The sequence below is a fragment of the Lacticaseibacillus zeae DSM 20178 = KCTC 3804 genome (genome assembly GCF_000260435.1).
GTDB classification, from domain to species: Bacteria; Bacillota; Bacilli; order Lactobacillales; family Lactobacillaceae; genus Lacticaseibacillus; species Lacticaseibacillus zeae.
The window spans coordinates 22327-41881 of the sequence record NZ_BACQ01000029.1; the positions used below are offsets into that span (position 1 = coordinate 22327).

Below are 19555 nucleotides of genomic sequence, written 5' to 3' on the forward strand. Positions count from 1 at the left end.
ATCCTCCTAATTCACGCTGTCGACTTTTAAGCTGTCCAATCGGTCACCATCATAAATGACTGACGGCGATGTCGGCAAATACTTATCCCATCGCAGTTAGGCGGGCACTTTCCCCCAGAATATGAAAGTCGTTCATTTTACTTTCGACCAGGCGCGCCATCGCTTGCTTGCCTGCTGTGAGAATTGGTTGCGGATCGTGACCGGAGCGTTTTTGTTGAAGCGCTTTGGCAACTGCTTCCGTCCACACAGTATTCACTTCCGTATTGATGTTGATTTTGGCTGTTCCGGTTTGAATCGCCTGCTGAATCTGGTCGTCAGGAATACCTGATGCGCCGTGCAAAACCAGCGGGAGTTTGGTTGCTTCGGCGATCTCGGCCATCCGCTCAAAATTAAGCTTGGGCCGCCCAACATAATCGCCATGAACCGAACCCAGCGCTGCAGCCAACGAATCAATACCGGTGCCAGCCATTTTAACCGCATCCGCCACGCTGGCATAACGAATCCCGTTGATCAGGCCATTCTCATTCCCACCAACGCTGCCAACTTCTGCTTCAACCGACACATGACGTTGATGCGCGTAGGTGACCACCTTTTTGGTTAAGGCGACATTTTCATTAATGGGCAACATTGAGCCGTCAAACATGACCGATGTATAGCCAGCATCAATCGCCTGATAAACGTGCTCGACAGACAAACCATGATCCAGATGAAGCACAACCGGCACGGTAATCCCCAACGCTTGGATCATGAAGCGCACATAGCGGGACATGAAGTCGAATCCCCCAAGAAAATCCATAATCCGATCGGAAGTTGCCACAATAATCGGCGTTTTGGTTTCTTCAGCAACGCTAAGATACGTCTCCAGCCAGTCGGGACCATTAATATTAAAATGACCAATTGCAGCGTGGTGAGCCAGTGCGGCTTGCATCAATGTTGTTGCTGGTATCAACGCCATAAGGACCATACCCCTTCTAAATCAAACCCCTTAAACTGTTTGCGGGATTGCCATGATGGTATCCAGGTACTGCTTTGCTTTCAAAGCATATTCAAGCGGATTTGCCTTGGCAGGATCTTGCTCGGCTTCAACCACAATCCATCCGCTATAGTTGCTCTTTTGAATGGCTTGCCAGATTGGCTTGAAATCAATCATGCCATCGCCAGGTACCGTAAACATGCCATTTTTGACCCCTGCCAAGAAACTCATGTGTTCTGCCCGTTCCTGCTTAGCTTGCTCCGGCCGAACATCTTTGAAGTGAATATGCTTAATCCGATCTTTGTAGCGATTGAAAATGTCTAACGGATCTTCACCGGATAGAACCAGATGCCCGGTGTCAAACAAAAGCGACACCTTGTCTGGATCCGTCATCGCCATCAATTTATCGATTTCTGCCGTCGTTTGAACGCCAGTACCCATGTGATGGTGATACACAATTTGCATCCCTACTTCATGCGCCCGATCGCCTAACCGTTCCAATCCGGTCGCCAGTCGCTGCCACTCCTCATCGGTAAAATGCGGTTTGTCATCAAAAACAGCTTTGTCCAGCATTCCTTGAACGCTATGTCCCTGTTCCGCAACGACGATCACTTTGGCGCCCATCGCATGCAGAAAGTCCCGGTGTTTAATGAAGGCCGCTTCGGTTTCCTCATACGGCTTGGTCGTCAAAAAGGCACTGAACCATGCGCTGGCAATCTTCAGATGGCGCAATTCCAGATAATGCTTTAGCACTGCCGGATCCTTTGGGTATTTATTCCCTACTTCGGTTCCTTGGTACCCCGCCAACGCCATCTCATCAATTGCTTGTTCAAATGTCACTTCTTTGCCCAGTTCCGGCATATCATCATTTGTCCAACCAATTGGCGCAATTCCTAGCTCAATCGTCAATTTAAGCACCCACCTTTTTATCTACGTCATCGACTTTGACAATATCGTTCTTTTCAAATGCCTGCTGTAATGCCAGCGCTGCTTTCGTACCTTGCAAGCCATCTTCTGCCGTGATTCCGACTGAAGTGTCTTTCAAAATGCTGTCAACAAACGCCTTTTCTTCACTCAGAAATGCCTGGGCAAACCGCTCAGGGAAGTTCTGGGATGTTGGTCGGATAATGCCCTCTTCGTTCATCACCGTTACCAGATTCTTCTCTGGAACCTGGGCGACCCGCAGCATCCCTTTGGTCCCGATGACTTCGGTTTCGACATGATAGCCATGTGCCGCATTGCGCCCGGCTACCAGGATCGCCATGGTCTTATCTTCAAGTTGCATCAGCGCAGCCCCGGTTTCCAGCTCGCCAGCCTGATCCAGAACCGGATAAGCGCGATTCAACCCGATCGCCCAAACCTTGTCAATCTCTTTACCGGTGAACCAGCGAATCACATCAATATCATGAATCGACATGTCCAAGAACAAGCCGCCGCTATTAGCCGAGGTCGCAAACTTAACGAAGCTCTCCATCCCGGACGCTGGATCAATGCTGTAACTGCGGATGAGTGTAATGTCGCCAATTTTGCCTTCATCAACTAGCTGCTTTGCATAAACATACGAATCATCGAAGCGCCGCATGAAGCCAAGCTGGAATTTCAAATCAGGATGCTGGTTGATCACGGTCTGTGTGTGTTTGATCGCCGCAAGATCCAAGCCGATCGGTTTTTCGCTAAAAACGTGTTTGCCCGCATTCATAGCGCTTTCAATTTGCGGCAAATGAAAACCTGAAGGCGACACAATAAACACCGCATCAATATCTGCGTTTTGAACCATATCGTCAAAGTCTTCATAGGTTTCTTCAACCCCAAGTTCTTCGCGCGCCCATGCCAACTCCTCTGGAACAACACTTGTGGCTGCCTGCAGCTTAGCGTTCTGAACGCTGGTTGCCAGATTAGTCGCATGGATTTTCCCTAGTCGGCCTAACCCCACAATGCCGATTTTTACTGTCCGTTGAGCCATCATCAATATCCTCCTCAAGTCATTTATTTGGTTCACTAAGCTTTTACTGCCTGTTTCTTTTGATAAAACGCCGGTGTTGCGGCTACATTAATGAGAACCGGTTCCTGATCTTTCTGCGAGCGAATGCCGGCTTCTGCGGTGACAGCGGCAATATAACCATCCCACGCGCTAGGACCGATTGGCGATTCATTCTTGGCCACCTGATCAATGAATTCCTGTACTTCGGTGTTATAAGCCTGCAAGAAGCGCTTGACCCAACTTGTTTCCATTGCAGTCTGTTGCGTTGCCTGGGTTCGCACAATTGGCGCAAATCCGTAATCCGGCAGTTTCAACTCGCCAGTTTCCCCAACCACTTCAAGTTTGACCTCATAGCCATATTGCGCCGTCACATGAACCAGCACTTGAATAACCACACCTTTTTTTGTCGTCAACGTCGCCAGTTGCGGATCCCGCAATCCTTCGTTGTTCACTTTGCTTGACTGCCGCGGATAGGTGATCTGAATCGATGCATAATCGTCGTCAAGCAACCAGTGCATCTCATCGATTTCATGAATCAAAGTATCGGTAATCGCCATTTCATTGGAATAGTTCGCCGCCACATCCGGATTGATGTGACTGGCCCGAACAACCAGCGGAGTCCCAATGATGCCTGAATCCAACTGAGTCTTCAACGCATGAATCCCTTCGTCATAGCGCCGCATGAACCCGACTTGAATGACCTTTCGCGGTTTACCCATTTCTTTGTCGACAATGCGCTTGGCGCCTTCCAAGGTTGTCGCTAATGGCTTCTCCGTGAAAATAAATTTGTCCGTATCCAAGGCTTTAAGAACCGTCGCTTCATGTGCCCCACCAAAACTGACAACAAAGACCGCATCGATATCCGGATCTTGTAACAGACTCGTGTCGTCAGGGTAAACTTTTGCATCCAGTTTAAAATCACGCACCGCAGCTTTAGCCGCTTCTTGATTAATGTCAGTGACTGCCACCACTTTTGCGCCGGTTAAGACATTCGTCAGCCGATCAATATGCGCTCGACCCATTGCGCCTGTTCCGATAACACCAACTTTGACAACCATGTTGATCGCTCCTTTTGCTGTTTTTTCCTAGTATTTAAACGCCTGATCAATACCTTCTTGAATGGCCCGATACGCCTTTTGGACTTTCGGATTGTCAGAAACTTCAGACACCCCGACACGCCACCAGCTTTGACCGTAACCTTGCGTCATTGTTTTCGGCAGCACCTTGATGTCAATTAACGTTGAAACAGTTTGTTTTTTAGCGTCTTCCAAAGCGGCGATCAGACTCTCCCGATCATTAGCGTGGTAAGTTTTCGCCCCGTATCCTTCAGCGATTTTGGCAAAGTCAATCGTCAAAATATCATGATCAGCTGTTCGGAATTCAGTCAGGTAACTATTGCTGCCTTGTGCCATTTGTAAATTATTGATCGATGCAAATCCGGAATTATCAAAGACCAAAATATTGATTTTCTTGTGATACTGTAGCGCCGTAACGAGTTCCGAATGCAGCATGATAAAGCTGCCATCCCCGACCAAGGCATAACTTTCTTTATCCGGCTCCGCCAACTTGACGCCCAAGGCTGCTGGAACTTCATACCCCATCATGGAATATCCATATTCCATGTGGTAGGTGTTCGGTTCGACCGGATCCCAGATACGTTGAACATCCCCCGGCAGTGAACCGGCTGCTGCAACCATGATGCTGTCTGGATCAATCGTGTCGTTGACCGCAATGACTGCTTCGGTTTGCGTGAAGTGGGTTTTCAGTTTTGCCGCATACTCTGCCAAGGTTTCAGGGCTAAATTGGTTTTTAACTTCAGGCGTAAAGTCCGGAGCGTCATAATTCGTGTGCGCCAAGCGGTTCCGTTCTTTTTGCCAAGCCGCCTTGATGTCTGCCAAGTCGGTAAATCCGCTTTCGTATCCAGATAACGCGTTTGTCAGTTGGGTTAAAGTATCACGCACATCGGCAACCACTGGGAACCCATCAAACTTATACGACTGCATGCGATTCAGATTAATATTGATAATGTGGGTCTTCTCCGGATCAATAGCGGTCTTGGATGCCGTCGTAAAGTCCGTATACCGCGTGCCCGCCCCAATAATCAGATCAGCTTTGGCAATCACGTCATTGGCAGCGGCTGTCCCCAGAACGCCGGTGCCACCCATGTTATTCGCAAAAGCGGATGAAACGGTGGACTTCCCTGTCGGCGTTTCAACAATCGGAATTTTCAATTGATCCGAAAACGCCTCGATTGCCGGTCCGGCTTCGCTAAACTTCGCGCCGCCGCCAACAATCAAAACCGGATAGCTGCTGGCCTTGATCAGCCGGGTTGCTTCCGCCAATTCGGCTGCACTTGGCTGAATACGTTTCACGACATGGACGCGCTTCTTGAAGAAACTGCGCGGATAATCAAACGCCTGTGCTTCGGTATCCTGTGGCAAGGCAATGGTTACCGGCCCTGCCATAGCCGGATTGGTTAGCACTTCAAACGCTTTAAGCAACGCGCTCATCAATTGCTCCGGCCGCTCAACCCGATCCCAATACTTGGATACCGGCTTCAACGTATCATTAGTGGTCGTCGTTGCGCTGCCATCCACTTCAATCTGTTGCAGAACCGGATCCGGCTGGCGTGTGGCAAACGTGTCAGCTGGCAAAAATAGAATCGGAATGTTGTTAACGTAAGCATTACCCGCCGCGGTAACAAAGTTTGCCGATCCCGGGCCTGCCGAAGCCGTCACCGCAAAAATCTTATGGCGATACAACTGACGGCTATATGCAATTGCCGTGCTGGCCATGCCTTGTTCGTTGTGTCCTTGATAAACATTCAAATGACCGGGGTCTTCCTGTAAAGCCTCTCCTAGCCCTAGCACATTGCCGTGTCCGAAAATGGCGAAAATGCCTTCGACAAAAGGTGTCACTTCTCCATCCACGTCGATATATTGTTGATTTAAAAAGCGAACCAACGCCTGTGCGGTCGTCAGCCGGACAGTGTCATGTGCGGACCGTTGCGATGTTTTTGTTTGCGGCTCCAACTCCATTGCGCTCATCTTAATGCACCTCCTGCGTCTCAGCCTTTTGAATAAACTCGGTCAGCTGCGCCAAGTTCGGCATGGCTTCCGAAGAACTTAACTGGCTAATGACAATCGATGCCGCAGCACTCCCATACTTCAAGGCCGTTTCAATCCCCAGATGATGGCTGTACGCATACAAGAATCCGGCTGCAAAAGAATCACCTGCGCCAAAGCTCTTTAGCACCTTCGTTTTGAAAACGCCAAAATGATACTTGTCGCCTGCTTTGGTATAAGCATTCGAACCCTGAACCCCACTCTTGATGACGATCAGATTGGCATCGTATTGGAATAAGGTTGCGATGGTTTGCTCATCGGTATTGCCTTGATGATTTTCCAAAACGTCGAATTCATCGCGGGTGCCGATGATGACGTCAGCTTTTTGGGCAACAAGTTGGTAATACAGGCTGGTTTCCTCGGCATTTTGCCAAGTGTATGGTCGATAATCCAGTTCGAAAATAACCTCGACACCAAGCTCCTTCGCCAGCAAAAGTGCTTTTAGAATTGCTTCGCGTGACGGGCTCTGCGCTAATCCGGTTCCTGAGATGACGAGCATTTGTGCTTGGGCCAAGTAGTCTTTTGAAACCTCATCGGCCGCTAAATATAAGTCAGCAGCTTCATTACGGTACATCAAAATGTCACTTTCTTCAGGACTAATAATTTCGGTAAAAGTCAGTCCGATTTTATGGCCGGCATCATCCTTAACCATCTGTGAAGTATCAATGCCCACTTCAGCCATATACTGGGTCACATAATGTCCCAGTTGATCATCTGACACTTTGCCAATAAAGCCGACTTTTTGGCCTAATTTGGCGGATCCGATCGCAATGTTGGCTGGCGAGCCGCCAACAAACTTCGCGAAGGTCTTGGTTTCTTCTAACGGCCGATTATATTCAACTGCATTTAAATCAACGGCTGCGCGGCCAATAGCAATCAAATCAAATTTTTTAGACATTTAAAATGCTTCCTCCCTTGCGCATCAACCTTTTCTACTTGCGATCAATAATCCACGCATGTTCCGGGGCATTATGAAAATGCCAAACCCGGGTCGGTCCTGCCATAATGTTGAGGTAGTAGCTATCATACCCGTCTGGAACGCCAACGGGATGATAGCCTTTAGGAACAATCACAACGTCTTGGTTTTGAACGGTCATGGTTTCATCAAGCGAGTGATCGTCTGTATAGACACGTTGAAAAACAAATCCCTGCTTTGGTTGCATTTCGTGATAGTAGATTTCTTCCAGTAACGATTCCGTCGGCAGGTTGTCATGATCATGGCGATGCGGCGGGTAACTCGACCAGTTTCCTGAATCCGTATAAACCTCCACCAGCAACAATTTGTCCGCAAATGGCAGGTCGTCTGGCAAAATGTTTTGCACCAGTCGTTTATTCTGATATTTACCGCGATGCTCGATTTGATGAATATCGCCTTTAAGCAAACGAACCGGGAAGGACGTTGTGGTTGGCGAATAAGCGATCAAAATCTTGGCTGCTGTTTGTGCGGTGACACTGAACGGCAACCCGGTGCCGACATAAACACTGTCAGTCGGGATCTTGTCAAAAACCGACTGCCGCTGACCAATACCTTCAAATCGCTGTTGGTCAGCAGTTACGGTTACTTTTCCGGTCAAAACAACAATGCCGGCCTCAAACGCTCCCAAGGTTTCATCATACGAAGCGTTCGCATCAAGCGCCAAAACCTTGACTGCCGTATATTTCATTGGCGAATTACTTGCATTGACATCCTGAATCAAATGCACGCCTGGCCGAATTTCCTGATTTTGCTTTTGATACAGTAAGCTCATCGTGAACCTCCTCTTTTCAAAGCTGCAAAACTTTTACTTGAACCGGCTTTGATCATATCGCGCCGTCACAACTTTCTTGTGCGTATAAAAGTCCACGCTGTCTTTGCCATTGGCATGCAGTGTGCCGAAGAACGAATGCTTCCACCCAGAAAACGGGAAGACTGCGATGGGTGCCGGAACGCCGAGGTTAATACCTAACATGCCGGCGTCGATATTTTCTCTGAAGTAGCGGATGGATGCGGCTGAGTCCGTAAAGAGGCAGGCACCATTGGCTAGCTCGGAACTATTGGCAATGGCAACGGCTTCCGGCAAGTCTTTGGCCCGCATCACCGAAAGCACCGGCGCGAACATTTCATCATGCCAAATGGTCATATCGGTTTTGACGTCTTCAAAAATGGTCGGCCCAACGAAGTAACCATCGCGTTCCTTGGCTTCTTCCGAACCATCCAAAACCAGTTTGGCGCCTTCTTTGACCCCAGTCTTGATATAGTTCAAGGTCCGTTCCTGATTTTCTTTCCGAATAACCGGTCCCAGGAAGACCCCTTTGTCCAGCCCGTTGCCAATCTTGATGTCCTTAGCTGCCTGCGTAAATTTCGCCATGAATTTGTCGGCAATGCTTTCTTGCAATACCAAAACCGAAGTTGCCATGCAGCGTTCACCGGCTGATCCGAATGACGAACTAATAATGCCTTTCACAGCTGCATCAAGGTCTGCATCTTCCAAAACGATGGTGTGATTCTTTGCCCCGGTCAAGGCCTGAACCCGCTTCAAGTGTTCACTGCCGCGCTTGTACACATATTCGCCGACCCGCTCGGAACCCACAAAACTAATCGCTTTAACATCAGGATGATCCAAAAGACCATTCACAACATCCACTGACCCATTAACGATATTCAGCACCCCATCAGGCAAGCCTGCTTCCTGGAACAGTTCCACCAGTCGCTGGCTTGTCAGCGGCGTTTTCTCGGATGGCTTCAGCACAAACGTATTGCCGGTTGCCACTGCCATCGGAAACATCCAACATGGCACCATCATCGGAAAGTTGAAGGGGGTAATGCCGCCAACAACGCCAACCGGATAACGATAATTGGTCGCCTCGACATCGGTCGCCACCGTTGTCAGCGAATCCCCCATCATCAAGGTTGGAACGCCAGCCGCAAATTCGACATTTTCAATACCACGGCCGACCTCGGCAACTGCTTCACTGAGGCTCTTGCCGTTTTCTTCAGTCACGATCCGCCCTAATTCTTCCTGGTGTTCGACTAATAACTGCTGGTATTTGAATAGAATTTTGGCCCGCTTAGGAATCGATACCCGCTGCCAGGTCTTAAACGCGGCACTTGCTGCGGCAACCGCATCGGCAACATCTTCGCTACTTGAATGCGGAACTCGCGCTAAAACTTCACCGGTTGCAGGATTGTAAACATCTTCGAAGGTATCGGTTTTAGCATCTACCCACTTACCATTGATAAAATTCTTGAGTGTCTTTACTGCTTGTTGCGTTGTCATTGAAACTGACTCCTTTCGTGCTTCTTTTTAAGGATGATATGAAGCGCTTACATTTTCAAACAAATTGACTTCGGAAACTTAATTTTTGTTGATCTTGCTCTTTTCCGGGAACTTGTCATCAAACTTGTTGTCCAATTCGATTTCTTCGAGCGAACGACCGGCTGTTTCCGGTGCAAATCGCCATGCGAAAATCAATGAAATGATGTTGGCTCCCACGAAGACAAGGAAGGTATTCGACATACCGATGCCTGCCAACATAACCGGGAAGAAATAACCGACGAAGAAGTTGCTGATCCAGAGGAAGAAGGTGGCAAATCCCATCCCCAAACCACGGATCCGCGCCGGATAAATTTCCGATAGCAGCAACCATGTCAGCGGTCCTAATGCGCCTTGGAAGAACGCCAGATAGATAATCGTCAACAAGATCGTGAAATAAGGCAACATCGGACTGCCTGCCAGAAAGTGGCTGGTCAGTGTAATACCGATAAGTGAGAACAAGGTACCGGAAATACCGGTTAATAACATTTGACGCCGTTTGAATTTACTCATCAAATGCATCGTCACAATGGTTGCAACCACCGATGTAACACCGTTCAGAATATTGGCAATCAAAGCCGCGTTCTGGCCAAAGCCGGTGGTCTGCAGAATTGTCGTTCCGTAGTACATCATGACGTTAATCCCGACAATCTGTTGCATGATGCCTAAGCCAATGCCGATCAAAACAAGCCGTCTGATCCAGCCGATCTTCAAGTCGGCAATCGAAGCGCTCTTCACTTCCTGTGCCGATTTTAAGGAAATCTGGATCTTTTCCATTTCGTCACGAGCCTGCTCTTCTGTCCGAATTTCTCGCAAAACGCTCAGTGCCTGATCCAACTTGCCATTGGCCGCTAACCATCGCGGTGATTCGGGAACAAAATTCATCCCGATCCATAAAATAATCGCCGGAATCGTAGCCAGGACTAACATCCACCGCCAGATGCCGGGAATATGACCCAGTGTGGTTCCTAAAATGGCATTAAACACAAAGGCCAGCAGTTGTCCGGAAACAATCATGAATTCATTCTGGGTCACAATCCGCCCACGAAGATTTGACGGTGCAACCTCGGCGAGGAAGGTCGGAACAATGACCGAAGCGCCCCCGACAGCCAGACCCAAAACGAATCGAACTGACGCCAATATTGGTGCCGTTGGTGACAATGCCGATGCAATTGTCGAGACAACAAACAACATCGCAAGTGCGGTAATCACCTTGTGCCGACCTTTACGATCGGAAATTCGGCCGGTCAAAACTGCCCCAAAAGCGGCCCCCAACGTTAATGAACTTGCTACCAAGCCTTCCATCGAAGGCGACATATTTAATTCTCCTGCCTTGGTCATGAACGGTAACGCACCGTTGATCACCCCGGTATCATACCCGAAGAGCATGCCGCCAAATGTCGCAATCACGGAAATAATCCGTAACCGGCGCCGTGCCGACTTAGGCAACTTTTCAGATTTAATCCCGCCGGACGTCTGCGGAGCAAGCGCAGCCTCGCCTTTGTCGTTAACAATTCCTGCTTTGCGCATTTCCCATAGCCTCCAAACTTTTCTGAAGTTTTTTAGTACAAAGTTAAGCGCTTACTTTATGATCACATTGCCATCATATAAGCAGACTAGATCAAAGTCAACTAAAAAGTATTCAACATTTGCTCATAAAATGACCAGTTGTTCACAAAACCGGTCAAAAAGATGAATCTTCCTATACCATGATGGTATGATAAAGGCAAACAACAAGCGGCTTTGCCAAAGAAAATCAATGTTGTGTTCACCGCTTTGCGCATAGATCAAAGCAGATTTTATGTTTGAATGTTGCCATTTTTTCTTGAGAAAATCGGTACATTGTTTCGGGAATCGGAGCTGACCAATTGCTTATCAGGAAATTAATCATGATTCGGCTGGCAAGTTAGTCAAAAGTTGTTCAAAAGTTTGTCATTAAGTGCTATAATCGAAATGCTTATAGAAATGAAGAAGGTGACATCCATGCTTAGAAAAGAACGAATTGATGCCATGCAAGCCTATATCAGCGACGTCAAGACGGCTTCCATGAAAGAACTCGAAGATAAGTTTGACATCGCTCCCAGCACGCTTCGTCGCGATCTGGCCAGCCTCATCGCTGCCGGCACCGTTAAAAAAGTGTATGGTGGCGTGACGGATAACACCACGACTCCCAGCACGAAAGGCAACGCACTCACCGTTTACAGTGAGCGTCAATTAGCGGCACCGAATGAAAAACGCCAGATCGGGCGCGCTGCGGCCCAACTCATCGAACCTGAAGACTTGATTTTTATTGACTCCGGAACCACGACTGCTGAGATGGGCGGTTTTTTACCGACAGATTTTCCGTTCACTTTAGTTACCAACAATCTGCAGATTATCAATCAAGCCGCACCGCTTGCGAACATCAAACTCGTCATCATTGGCATGAATTTTGATCGGCGGACCCAGTCGTTTACCGGTATTGATGATATGAACATCTTCAGCCGGTTTAACATTGGCAAGGCGTTCATGGCCGCAACCGGGATTTCGCTGACACGCGGCTTATCCAACTCGGAGTACAACGAATATCTCATCAAAGCCGAGATCTTTAAAAAGGCGCACCGCAAGATCCTGCTCATCGATCAGTCCAAGTTTGGCCGCGTCTCGCTTCTCACTTATGGTGCTTTGCAAGACATCGATGCGATTGTCACCTATGGCAATGTTGACGCAAAATATTGCGATTTTTTGACTGAAAACAATGTTCAGCTCATCAATGCCAAAACGCAGCAGGCAGTCTCACCTTCATAAATTTCGTCACGGCACACAAAAACCCCCGCGGTCTCCCGCGGGGGTTTTGTGCAGTCATACAATGCTGACTGCATCGTCATTTTGCTCCTAGAAATCAGTAGTATCAGGATCCGTCGCCAAACCGGCTTCGCCATGTAACGCATCAATCAGCGTCATGTCGTGATGACTCAGTTCAAAGTCAAACAGCTGGGCGTTTTCTTTGATCCGCTCGTCATGCACTGACTTTGGCAGCGGTAGGAAGCCATGTTGCAGTGACCAACGAAGCACCACTTGTGCCACGCTCTTGTTGTACCGTTCCGCAATCTTCTTAAGGGCTTCGACTTTAAAGATTTTGCCTGTGCCTAGTGGGCTATATGCTTCACTCAAAATATCATGTGCCTTGTTATAGTCCACGACTTCCGGCTGCAAATCACTTGGATTCAGGAAGATCTGATTGACCATCGGCTTGACGTTAGCGGTCTTGAGTAACGCGTCCAAATGCTTGGCGCGGAAGTTCGACACGCCAATCGCCCGCAGTTTGCCTGCTTGATAGGCTTCTTCCATGGCTTTCCACGAACCGGCATTAGCCTCTTCCCAGTTGTTACGGAATTGAACCGGGTTTGGCCAGTGAATCAAATAAAGATCGACGTAATCAACACCAAGCTTTTGCAATGAGCGATCGATGGCGGCTTTGGTTGCTTCATAGCCATGATCGGCATTCCACAGTTTGGTGGTCAAAAAGATCTGATCGCGCGGAACTCCGGATGCCTTGATGCCTGCACCGACACTATCTTCGTTACCATAGGCAGCAGCTGTGTCGATATGCCGGTAGCCGGCAGCCAATGCGGTTTCCACACTGTGCTTGGCAACTTCCCCATCAGGTGTCTGCCAGGTGCCAAAGCCAACAATTGGAATCTTAACGCCATTGTTTAAAGTATACGTGTCTGTCAATTTGGTTAAATGTGCCAAATTCTGCATCTCCTTTACTTGAGAACTGATTTAAGCTTACCACAAGTAAGTAGCGTTTTGTATGGCCGTCTACCACTCAAAAATGAATGATAACGCGTTCGCAGTCGCAGAAATCTCCTGTTCACGCTCGGCTCACACCATTAGTTGATTCAAAAGCGCCTTACCGTCCGCTTCGCTCTTGCGGAAGGCTTTGCCTAATGCCAGCGTCTTGTCGACAATAATGCTCTGGGCATCGATAACGTGATACGGATGATCGCCCGCTTTTTCCTGCGCAAATGACAGCTCGGTGCAGCCGAGCACGATGACGTTGACATGAAAATCATCATGCATCCGCTTTAAGATGCGGTGATACAATTCAGCGCTAACTTCGCCTTTTTCTTTAACGTACTTGTAAATCAGTTCCGTGACCATGTCCTGGAGGGCCTGATCTCCCAAAACAACCTCGCGTCCCGTGTTTTCGATTTCCTGACTATAGATGCCATCTTTAATGGTACCTTGCGTGGCAATGAGTCCGATGCGTTTTTCATCGGGAAAACGTTCGCACATGTCGCGAATCGCCAGTCGTGGCATGTGTAACAACGGAATCGGCGTTGCAGCCGCCAACTGATCGTAAAAATAATGAGCCGTATTGCAAACAATCACAATAAACTCGGGATTCAGCAAGCTTTGTGCCTGGATATCCTCAAGTAAATCCGGATAAAAACTTGGTTTGCTGTGATCCAAAATGTAATCGGTTCGATCCGGCACGGTGGCATCATTGACCAGAATATAATTGAGATATTCCTGATCACTGTGGGCATGCGTTCGTTGATTGAGCAGCCGCACGTAACTTTCTGTTGCGGGTGTGCCCATGCCTCCGATTACCGTGAAAAATTGACGCATTAATATCAGCCTTCCTGTAACGACTTGGCAACTTCCTTCACAACCGCCATGTCAGTTGGCCACGGCGTATTGACGCCGCGAATCTTCTGATAAGGATCCGCGCCTTTCCCAGCTACGACCACCACATCTTGCGGCCCGCTGGCTTTAATCGCTTCGGTGATGGCCTCTTTGCGATCAAGCACCTTGTGGACTTTGACCTTGCTATGATCGATTTTGCTGTCAATTTCGTTGACAATATTAGCAGGATCTTCGTAACCGGGATCATCGGTTGTGAGATAGGCTTCCGTACCTAGTTCAGTAAGCACTTTGGCAAACCCCGGCCGCCGGGAAACGCCTTTATCACCAGGCGACCCGACCACAACCAGCATCCGCGGATCTTTGTATGAACGCTTCAAAAATGATAAAAGTGCCTTCATGCTGGCATAGTTATGGGCATAATCAACATAAACCGTGCCATGACCAGCAATCTGAACATGTTCCATCCGCCCGGGTATTTTAACCTTAGCAATCCCCGGAACTGCTGCTGATGCATCAACGCCTGCCAATCCGGCACCAATGATCGCTGCGGTCGCGTTATTTTCATTAAAATCGCCGATTAACGCAAGCGAATAATGGCCGCCAATATTGAGTGCGGCCGCTTTTTCCGTTACCGGCACTAATGTAAAGCGACTTTCGGCAACGTCCGCTTCCTGACTGTCAAACCGAAAGTCGATGTCAATATCGTCGCGCTTAGGCTTGAAGCCGGCACTGGCAAATAAATAAATACTTTCCGGATAAGTCGTCGTTGTCGCTGCAGCATAAACTTGGTCAAAATGCTCGGTTTCGGCATTGATCACGACTTTGCGCGCATTAACCAACAACTGCAGCTTATTGTGCAGATAGTTGGCAAACGTTGGATGCTCGTTCGGCCCGATATGATCAGGCGTGATGTTTAAGAAGAATCCGACATCATAAGTCAACCCGAAAACGCGATTGCGCAGATAAGCCTGACTCGACACCTCCATCACCAGATGGGTCATGCCGTTTTCAACTGCCTCCCGCATATCGCGGAATAAATCCAAACTTTCCGGCGTGGTTAGGTTTGATTTGAAGCGTTGATTCGGTTCCGGGCCGACAACCGTGTCAATCGTTGAGAATAAGGCGATATGCCGTGGACGCGCTTCGTTCAAAATAGCTTCAGTGAAGTACGACGCCGTGGTCTTGCCTTTGGTACCTGTATAGGCAATCACAAACAGGTCATCTTGCGGATAGTCGAAAAAGGCAGCGCTGAGAATCGCCATGGCTTTGGTAATATTCCGGACAATTAAGGCATTGAGTCCATTGCCTTCCACATACGGTTTTTCCGCAACATAGGTTTTGGCGCCGTTGTCTTTGGCCATCGACAAATAAATCGGCCGAAACTTATCACCTTTGCAGAAAAACAGCGTCGGGCCAGACACTTTCCGCGAGTCATAAGCAATGCCGGTCATGTCGACGTCTTCGGTGGTTTGGATGGCCGCGCTTTTTAGTAAATGGTGTTCCTTCAACAATAAAATACAAGCTCTAAGTGATAGTGCCATTGGGCTGCTCCTTTTTATATGCCGTTATTTCAAGCTTCATTATAGCATAAGCATTGACGTGGCTTTGAGGTTGATTGTTCATGTGATCAACTGACAGACTACTTCAAATGGGGGGGGACGCGTTACGCGTTCGCTTTTCCTGTCTGAATCGCAAGAATCGTCACCTGATAAGTGCCGCTTGGGGCAGTGACAGTGACCGTATCACCTGCATGATGGCGCCGAATCGCGGCTCCCAATGGCGAGTTGACAGCAAGCTTGTCAGCACCCATGCCAGCTTCTGCCGGACCACCCAACTCATAGGTGGCTTGATCATCGTCATCATCAAACTTAAGCTTGACTGTATTGCCAATATCAGCCATATCGCTTGCAGCCGGCGCCGTGACTTTAGCGTAACGAATCAACTTATCAAGATACCGCAGCCGCCCTTCCAATTGCCGCAGTTCACGTTTGGCCGCACTGTATTCGGCATTTTCCGACCGATCGCCTAACGCTGCGGCTTCGGCAAGATTCTTGATCTTCGCCGGACGAATCGCTTTCAGATCCTCAACCTCTTGCTTCAGACTAGCCAATCCGGCCGGAGTAATTTCGTGATAAGTCACCATGATGACCGCCTCCCTAACAAAAAGGTGAACGTGTTGATCTCCGTTTCGGAGTCCAAAACATTCACCACTTAACATCATTGTTGTCGCTTAAAAAATATTGCCGAAGAAATCACCAATCCCGCGGAAGATCAGGACAAAGAAGTTAGCCTTTGGATCTGCCTTGGTGGTCTTAAGCGTGATCCCTTCACGTTTTGCACCGCCGACAAATCCAAGCGAATCACCCTTGGCCGTCACTTCCAGATGGCCGATCGTAGCACCTTTCTTAACCGGTGCTTCAATCGTGTTCTTCTTGACCCCTTTTGCAGGTGTATAAGTATACTTTAGATCCTGTTTACTGGTATCTGACGGAACCACTGCGACAGCCTTGGTGACTGGGGCAATCGGTGCTGTCCGTGCTTTGCCGCGATTAACCGTGACATTGCGATAACCTTTGATACCTTGTCCTGCATCAGCCAATTGAACTGTCTTCCAGTTTTCCAGAACATGATTCATCAACTTCTTGGTTTGGTCAAACCGTCGAGTCTTAGCATCCCCATTGGCGTGTAAGACCACCGTGATAATCCGCATGCCGTTCTTTTTGACTGTACCGGTGAAACAGTCGCCGGCAGCGTCAGATGTGCCGGTCTTCAGTCCGTCAACTGGCAGATTTTTATCATATGAAACCAGGCCCTTTAACATCCAGTCCCAGTTTTCCATATTAATCGCGTCATCGGTTCCTTTACGGAAAGTCTGTTTGGCAATGCTGGTGGTTTTCAGGACTTCCGGATGATCTTTAAGTAAGTGTTGCGCAACTTGGGCCATATCTTTGGCGGACATTTCGTTTTCCGCCTGATCGCCGGTGCCGGGTACTTTAGCGTCTTTTAATTGGCTGTTGTTGAGGCCAGTCACGTTGACAATTTTGGCATCCGTAATGCCCCAGCTCTTAAGCTTGGCGGTCATTTGATTGACGAATTTTTCCTGACTGCCGGCCACCGTTTTGGCGAGCAGCATCATGGCGGCGTTCGCCGAATAAATCAGCGAGGCATCGTACAACTCACGTACCGAGTAGGAACCGTCCCTCCGCAATGGCACATTGCTAAGGTCGCGATCCTGACTAAGTGACCAGATTGTCTTATCCAAGGTCACCTTGTCGTCCCATTTGATTTTTCCCGAATCAATGGCGTCCAGCACCAGTTCGATACTCAACATCTTGGTCATGGATGCAATCGGCAACACGCTATCGGCATTCTTGGCGTACAGCACTTTCCCGGTTGTGGGTTCAATGGCAACCGCCGCCTTAGCATCAACCACATTCGTATCGCTACTTTCCGCAGCAGCAACCGAGACCGCCGGAGCAGCACCACCAATCATTAACACCGCGACCATCGCGGCAATCAACCCACGCAACAACTTCTTCATTTTGACTTTCCTGCTTCCTCATTAGAATGATTTTGGTTATCGGTCAGTGAAGCACCGACTTTTAATGGTAAATGAATCACAAAACTCGTCAACTCCGGACTGGAATCGGCATAAATATAACCGCCATGCAACGCAATAATGCTTTGGGCAATCGCAAGTCCCAATCCGGTTCCGCCGGTTTCCTGCGAACGACTTTCTTCAACTCGATAGAACCGGTCGAACAGCTGATTCAACGAGTCGTTAGGAATCTGGGCGCCATCATTGGAAACTTTCACAACCACTTCACTGCCAATGCGCTGTGCGTCCAGAAAAATATGCCGTCCGCCTTGACCATACTTCAACGCATTGACAATCAGGTTGTTGAACACCCGTCCCAGTTTCTCAGTGTCAGCCTCCATCATTAACGGGTTCGGCTCACCACTGACGAGAATCCGCATATGTTTCTTATGTGCTTCGAGCTCAAAACTGGCAGCGAGCTGTTCCAGCATCGCAATCATGTTAAACCGAACCGGGTTAAGCTTGGTGGTGGTCGACTTGACTTTCGTATATTCAAACAAGTCTTCAACCAGCACCTTCATTTGTTTGGCCTTCAAATAAGCGGTGTGCGTATATTTGAGCAACTCTTCGTCACTGCGGTATTGATGGTCTTCAATCAATCCCAGATAACCGATAATGGACGTTAATGGCGTTCGAATATCATGACTGACGTTGGTAATCAGCTCGTCTTTGCTTTGCTCGATGCGCCGCTCTTCCGCCATCGAATTGACCGTCGAATCAACCAGTGCATTGATGCTGCTGACAACCTTTTGCAATTCGGTGTTCACTTCAAACTTAATCCGATGATCAAGATGGCCATCTGCAATATAGTGCAGCTCGGCGATGACGTGGCGCATCTGCATTTGCCGATACCGTCGTGCCAAGCGCCAATACACCACAATCACATCAGCAATCGCCATCATGGTAAGAAACAGATTCGACCAGCTCCAGAGGTGAAAACCGCCGCGACCAAAAGTCAAATTCGTTTTCACACCCCAGATGGCATTTTCCAATCCAGGATTATGCGCGATCATCTGGTTAATCAGCACTAACAACGCAAAATTCAGCATCAGTAGCAAAATCACCGTCACAATGCCTTCAATCCACAGTTCGGATTTTTCCTTTGCGGTGAGTTTGACTTTTTCGCTCATGAATTAGGCCTCGACCTTGTAACCAACGCCCCAGACGGTTTCAATGACCTTTTCACCATCGGTTGCCTCTTCAATTTTATCGCGGAGATGTGACACGTGGACCATGACGGTTTTCGCCGAAACAATGGATTCCTGTTGCCAAACCCGCTCAAAAATTTCGTCAGCCGAAAAAACTCGGTTGGGATGGCTTGCAAGTAAATACAAAATACCGAATTCCAACGCGGTCAGCTGAATTTGTTTGCCGGTCAAAGTCGTCACTTCATGGCTGTCCTTTTTGATGGTTAACGGGCCAACCTCAAGCACATCCGGTTCCGGATTGGTGACTTCGTTTTGACTCCGACGCAACAGACTCTTGACGCGCGCCATCACTTCTAGCGGGTTAAACGGCTTGGTTACGTAATCGTCAGCGCCAGTAATCAGACCCTGAATCTTGTCCATATCCGCCGTTTTGGCTGACACAATGATGATCGGAATCTGCGAATCTTTGCGGACTTCTTTCACCACGTCCATGCCCGACATATTCGGCATCATAATATCTAAAATCATCAAAGCAATATCCGGATTGGTCACGAGTTTGGTAATCGCTTCTTTTCCCGAGTATGCTTGAATCGGTTCATAGCCTTCGTTTTTTACGTAAATGCTCAGTAATTCAACGATTTCTTTATCATCGTCAACAATTAATATCTTCATATTTTTAACTCCATTTATAGAACGATCGGTAAGGACTGTCACATCAATGTCCATTGTACCAAAATTGAACCGGGAATTCTTTACGAAAAACCTAAGAAAAAGCGGGTTACAGCGTTATTCATGCTAAAAA

At 48.4% G+C, this 19555-nt stretch carries 17 protein-coding genes; 1 reads left to right on the forward strand and 16 read right to left on the reverse strand.

Going from position 1 to position 19555, the window contains the following annotated elements; genetic code table 11:
• Positions 1–82: 82 nt before the first annotated feature.
• The 9 genes from GSO_RS05245 to GSO_RS05285 form a co-directional block, all read right to left on the reverse strand.
• On the reverse strand, positions 83–955 hold the full coding sequence (locus GSO_RS05245; protein WP_010489791.1) for a class II fructose-bisphosphate aldolase: 873 nt from the start codon (positions 953–955) through the stop codon (positions 83–85).
• Positions 956–985: 30 nt separating this feature from the next.
• Complete coding sequence (gene iolE, locus GSO_RS05250; protein ID WP_010489793.1) at positions 986–1882, reverse strand: myo-inosose-2 dehydratase; 897 nt, start codon at positions 1880–1882, stop codon at positions 986–988.
• A 1-nt stretch (position 1883) separates the two neighbouring features.
• Complete coding sequence (gene iolG / locus GSO_RS05255; protein ID WP_010489795.1) at positions 1884–2936, reverse strand: inositol 2-dehydrogenase; 1053 nt, start codon at positions 2934–2936, stop codon at positions 1884–1886.
• 35 nt (positions 2937–2971) lie between these two features.
• Positions 2972–4012 (reverse strand): Gfo/Idh/MocA family protein, encoded by a 1041-nt coding sequence (locus GSO_RS05260; protein ID WP_010489797.1) that lies wholly within the window; start codon positions 4010–4012, stop codon positions 2972–2974.
• Between the two features lie 27 nt (positions 4013–4039).
• Positions 4040–6001 carry a 3D-(3,5/4)-trihydroxycyclohexane-1,2-dione acylhydrolase (decyclizing) gene (iolD, locus tag GSO_RS05265; RefSeq protein WP_010489799.1) on the reverse strand — a complete coding sequence of 654 codons (1962 nt, stop codon included), beginning with the start codon at positions 5999–6001 and terminating at the stop codon, positions 4040–4042.
• 1 nt (position 6002) lies between these two features.
• Positions 6003–6977: a 5-dehydro-2-deoxygluconokinase gene (gene iolC / locus GSO_RS05270; RefSeq protein ID WP_010489801.1), complete on the reverse strand. Its 975-nt coding sequence runs from the start codon at positions 6975–6977 to the stop codon at positions 6003–6005.
• A gap of 34 nt (positions 6978–7011) precedes the next feature.
• Positions 7012–7827 (reverse strand): 5-deoxy-glucuronate isomerase, encoded by an 816-nt coding sequence (gene iolB, locus GSO_RS05275; RefSeq protein ID WP_010489803.1) that lies wholly within the window; start codon positions 7825–7827, stop codon positions 7012–7014.
• A 33-nt stretch (positions 7828–7860) separates the two neighbouring features.
• Positions 7861–9336, reverse strand: coding sequence for a CoA-acylating methylmalonate-semialdehyde dehydrogenase (locus GSO_RS05280; protein ID WP_010489805.1), 1476 nt, complete (start codon positions 9334–9336; stop codon positions 7861–7863).
• A 78-nt stretch (positions 9337–9414) separates the two neighbouring features.
• Positions 9415–10902, reverse strand: coding sequence for a sugar porter family MFS transporter (locus GSO_RS05285; protein ID WP_010489807.1), 1488 nt, complete (start codon positions 10900–10902; stop codon positions 9415–9417).
• 453 nt (positions 10903–11355) lie between these two features.
• Here GSO_RS05285 and GSO_RS05290 point away from each other — a divergent pair, with 453 nt between their 5' ends.
• The gene (locus tag GSO_RS05290) at positions 11356–12159 is read left to right on the forward strand and encodes a DeoR/GlpR family DNA-binding transcription regulator (RefSeq protein WP_010489811.1); all 804 of its coding nucleotides are present in this window, start codon (positions 11356–11358) and stop codon (positions 12157–12159) included.
• Between the two features lie 87 nt (positions 12160–12246).
• Here GSO_RS05290 and GSO_RS05295 read toward each other — a convergent pair whose 3' ends face one another.
• From GSO_RS05295 to croR, 7 genes are all read right to left on the reverse strand, one after another.
• Positions 12247–13107, reverse strand: coding sequence for an aldo/keto reductase (locus tag GSO_RS05295; protein ID WP_010489813.1), 861 nt, complete (start codon positions 13105–13107; stop codon positions 12247–12249).
• A gap of 132 nt (positions 13108–13239) precedes the next feature.
• Positions 13240–13989: an aspartate/glutamate racemase family protein gene (locus GSO_RS05300; RefSeq protein ID WP_010489815.1), complete on the reverse strand. Its 750-nt coding sequence runs from the start codon at positions 13987–13989 to the stop codon at positions 13240–13242.
• A 5-nt stretch (positions 13990–13994) separates the two neighbouring features.
• On the reverse strand, positions 13995–15548 hold the full coding sequence (locus GSO_RS05305) for a UDP-N-acetylmuramoyl-L-alanyl-D-glutamate--2,6-diaminopimelate ligase (protein ID WP_010489816.1): 1554 nt from the start codon (positions 15546–15548) through the stop codon (positions 13995–13997).
• Positions 15549–15670: 122 nt separating this feature from the next.
• A complete protein-coding gene (gene greA, locus GSO_RS05310) occupies positions 15671–16150 on the reverse strand; it encodes a transcription elongation factor GreA (protein WP_010489818.1) in 480 nt (159 codons plus the stop codon).
• 87 nt (positions 16151–16237) lie between these two features.
• Complete coding sequence (locus GSO_RS05315; protein WP_010489819.1) at positions 16238–17548, reverse strand: D-alanyl-D-alanine carboxypeptidase family protein; 1311 nt, start codon at positions 17546–17548, stop codon at positions 16238–16240.
• Positions 17545–18735, reverse strand: a complete 1191-nt coding sequence (locus GSO_RS05320) for a sensor histidine kinase (RefSeq protein ID WP_010489821.1) — start codon at positions 18733–18735, stop codon at positions 17545–17547. Before GSO_RS05320 ends, GSO_RS05315 begins: the two co-directional genes overlap by 4 nt.
• Before the next feature lie 3 nt (positions 18736–18738).
• Positions 18739–19425, reverse strand: coding sequence for a response regulator transcription factor CroR (gene croR / locus GSO_RS05325; RefSeq protein WP_010489824.1), 687 nt, complete (start codon positions 19423–19425; stop codon positions 18739–18741).
• Positions 19426–19555 lie beyond the last annotated feature (130 nt).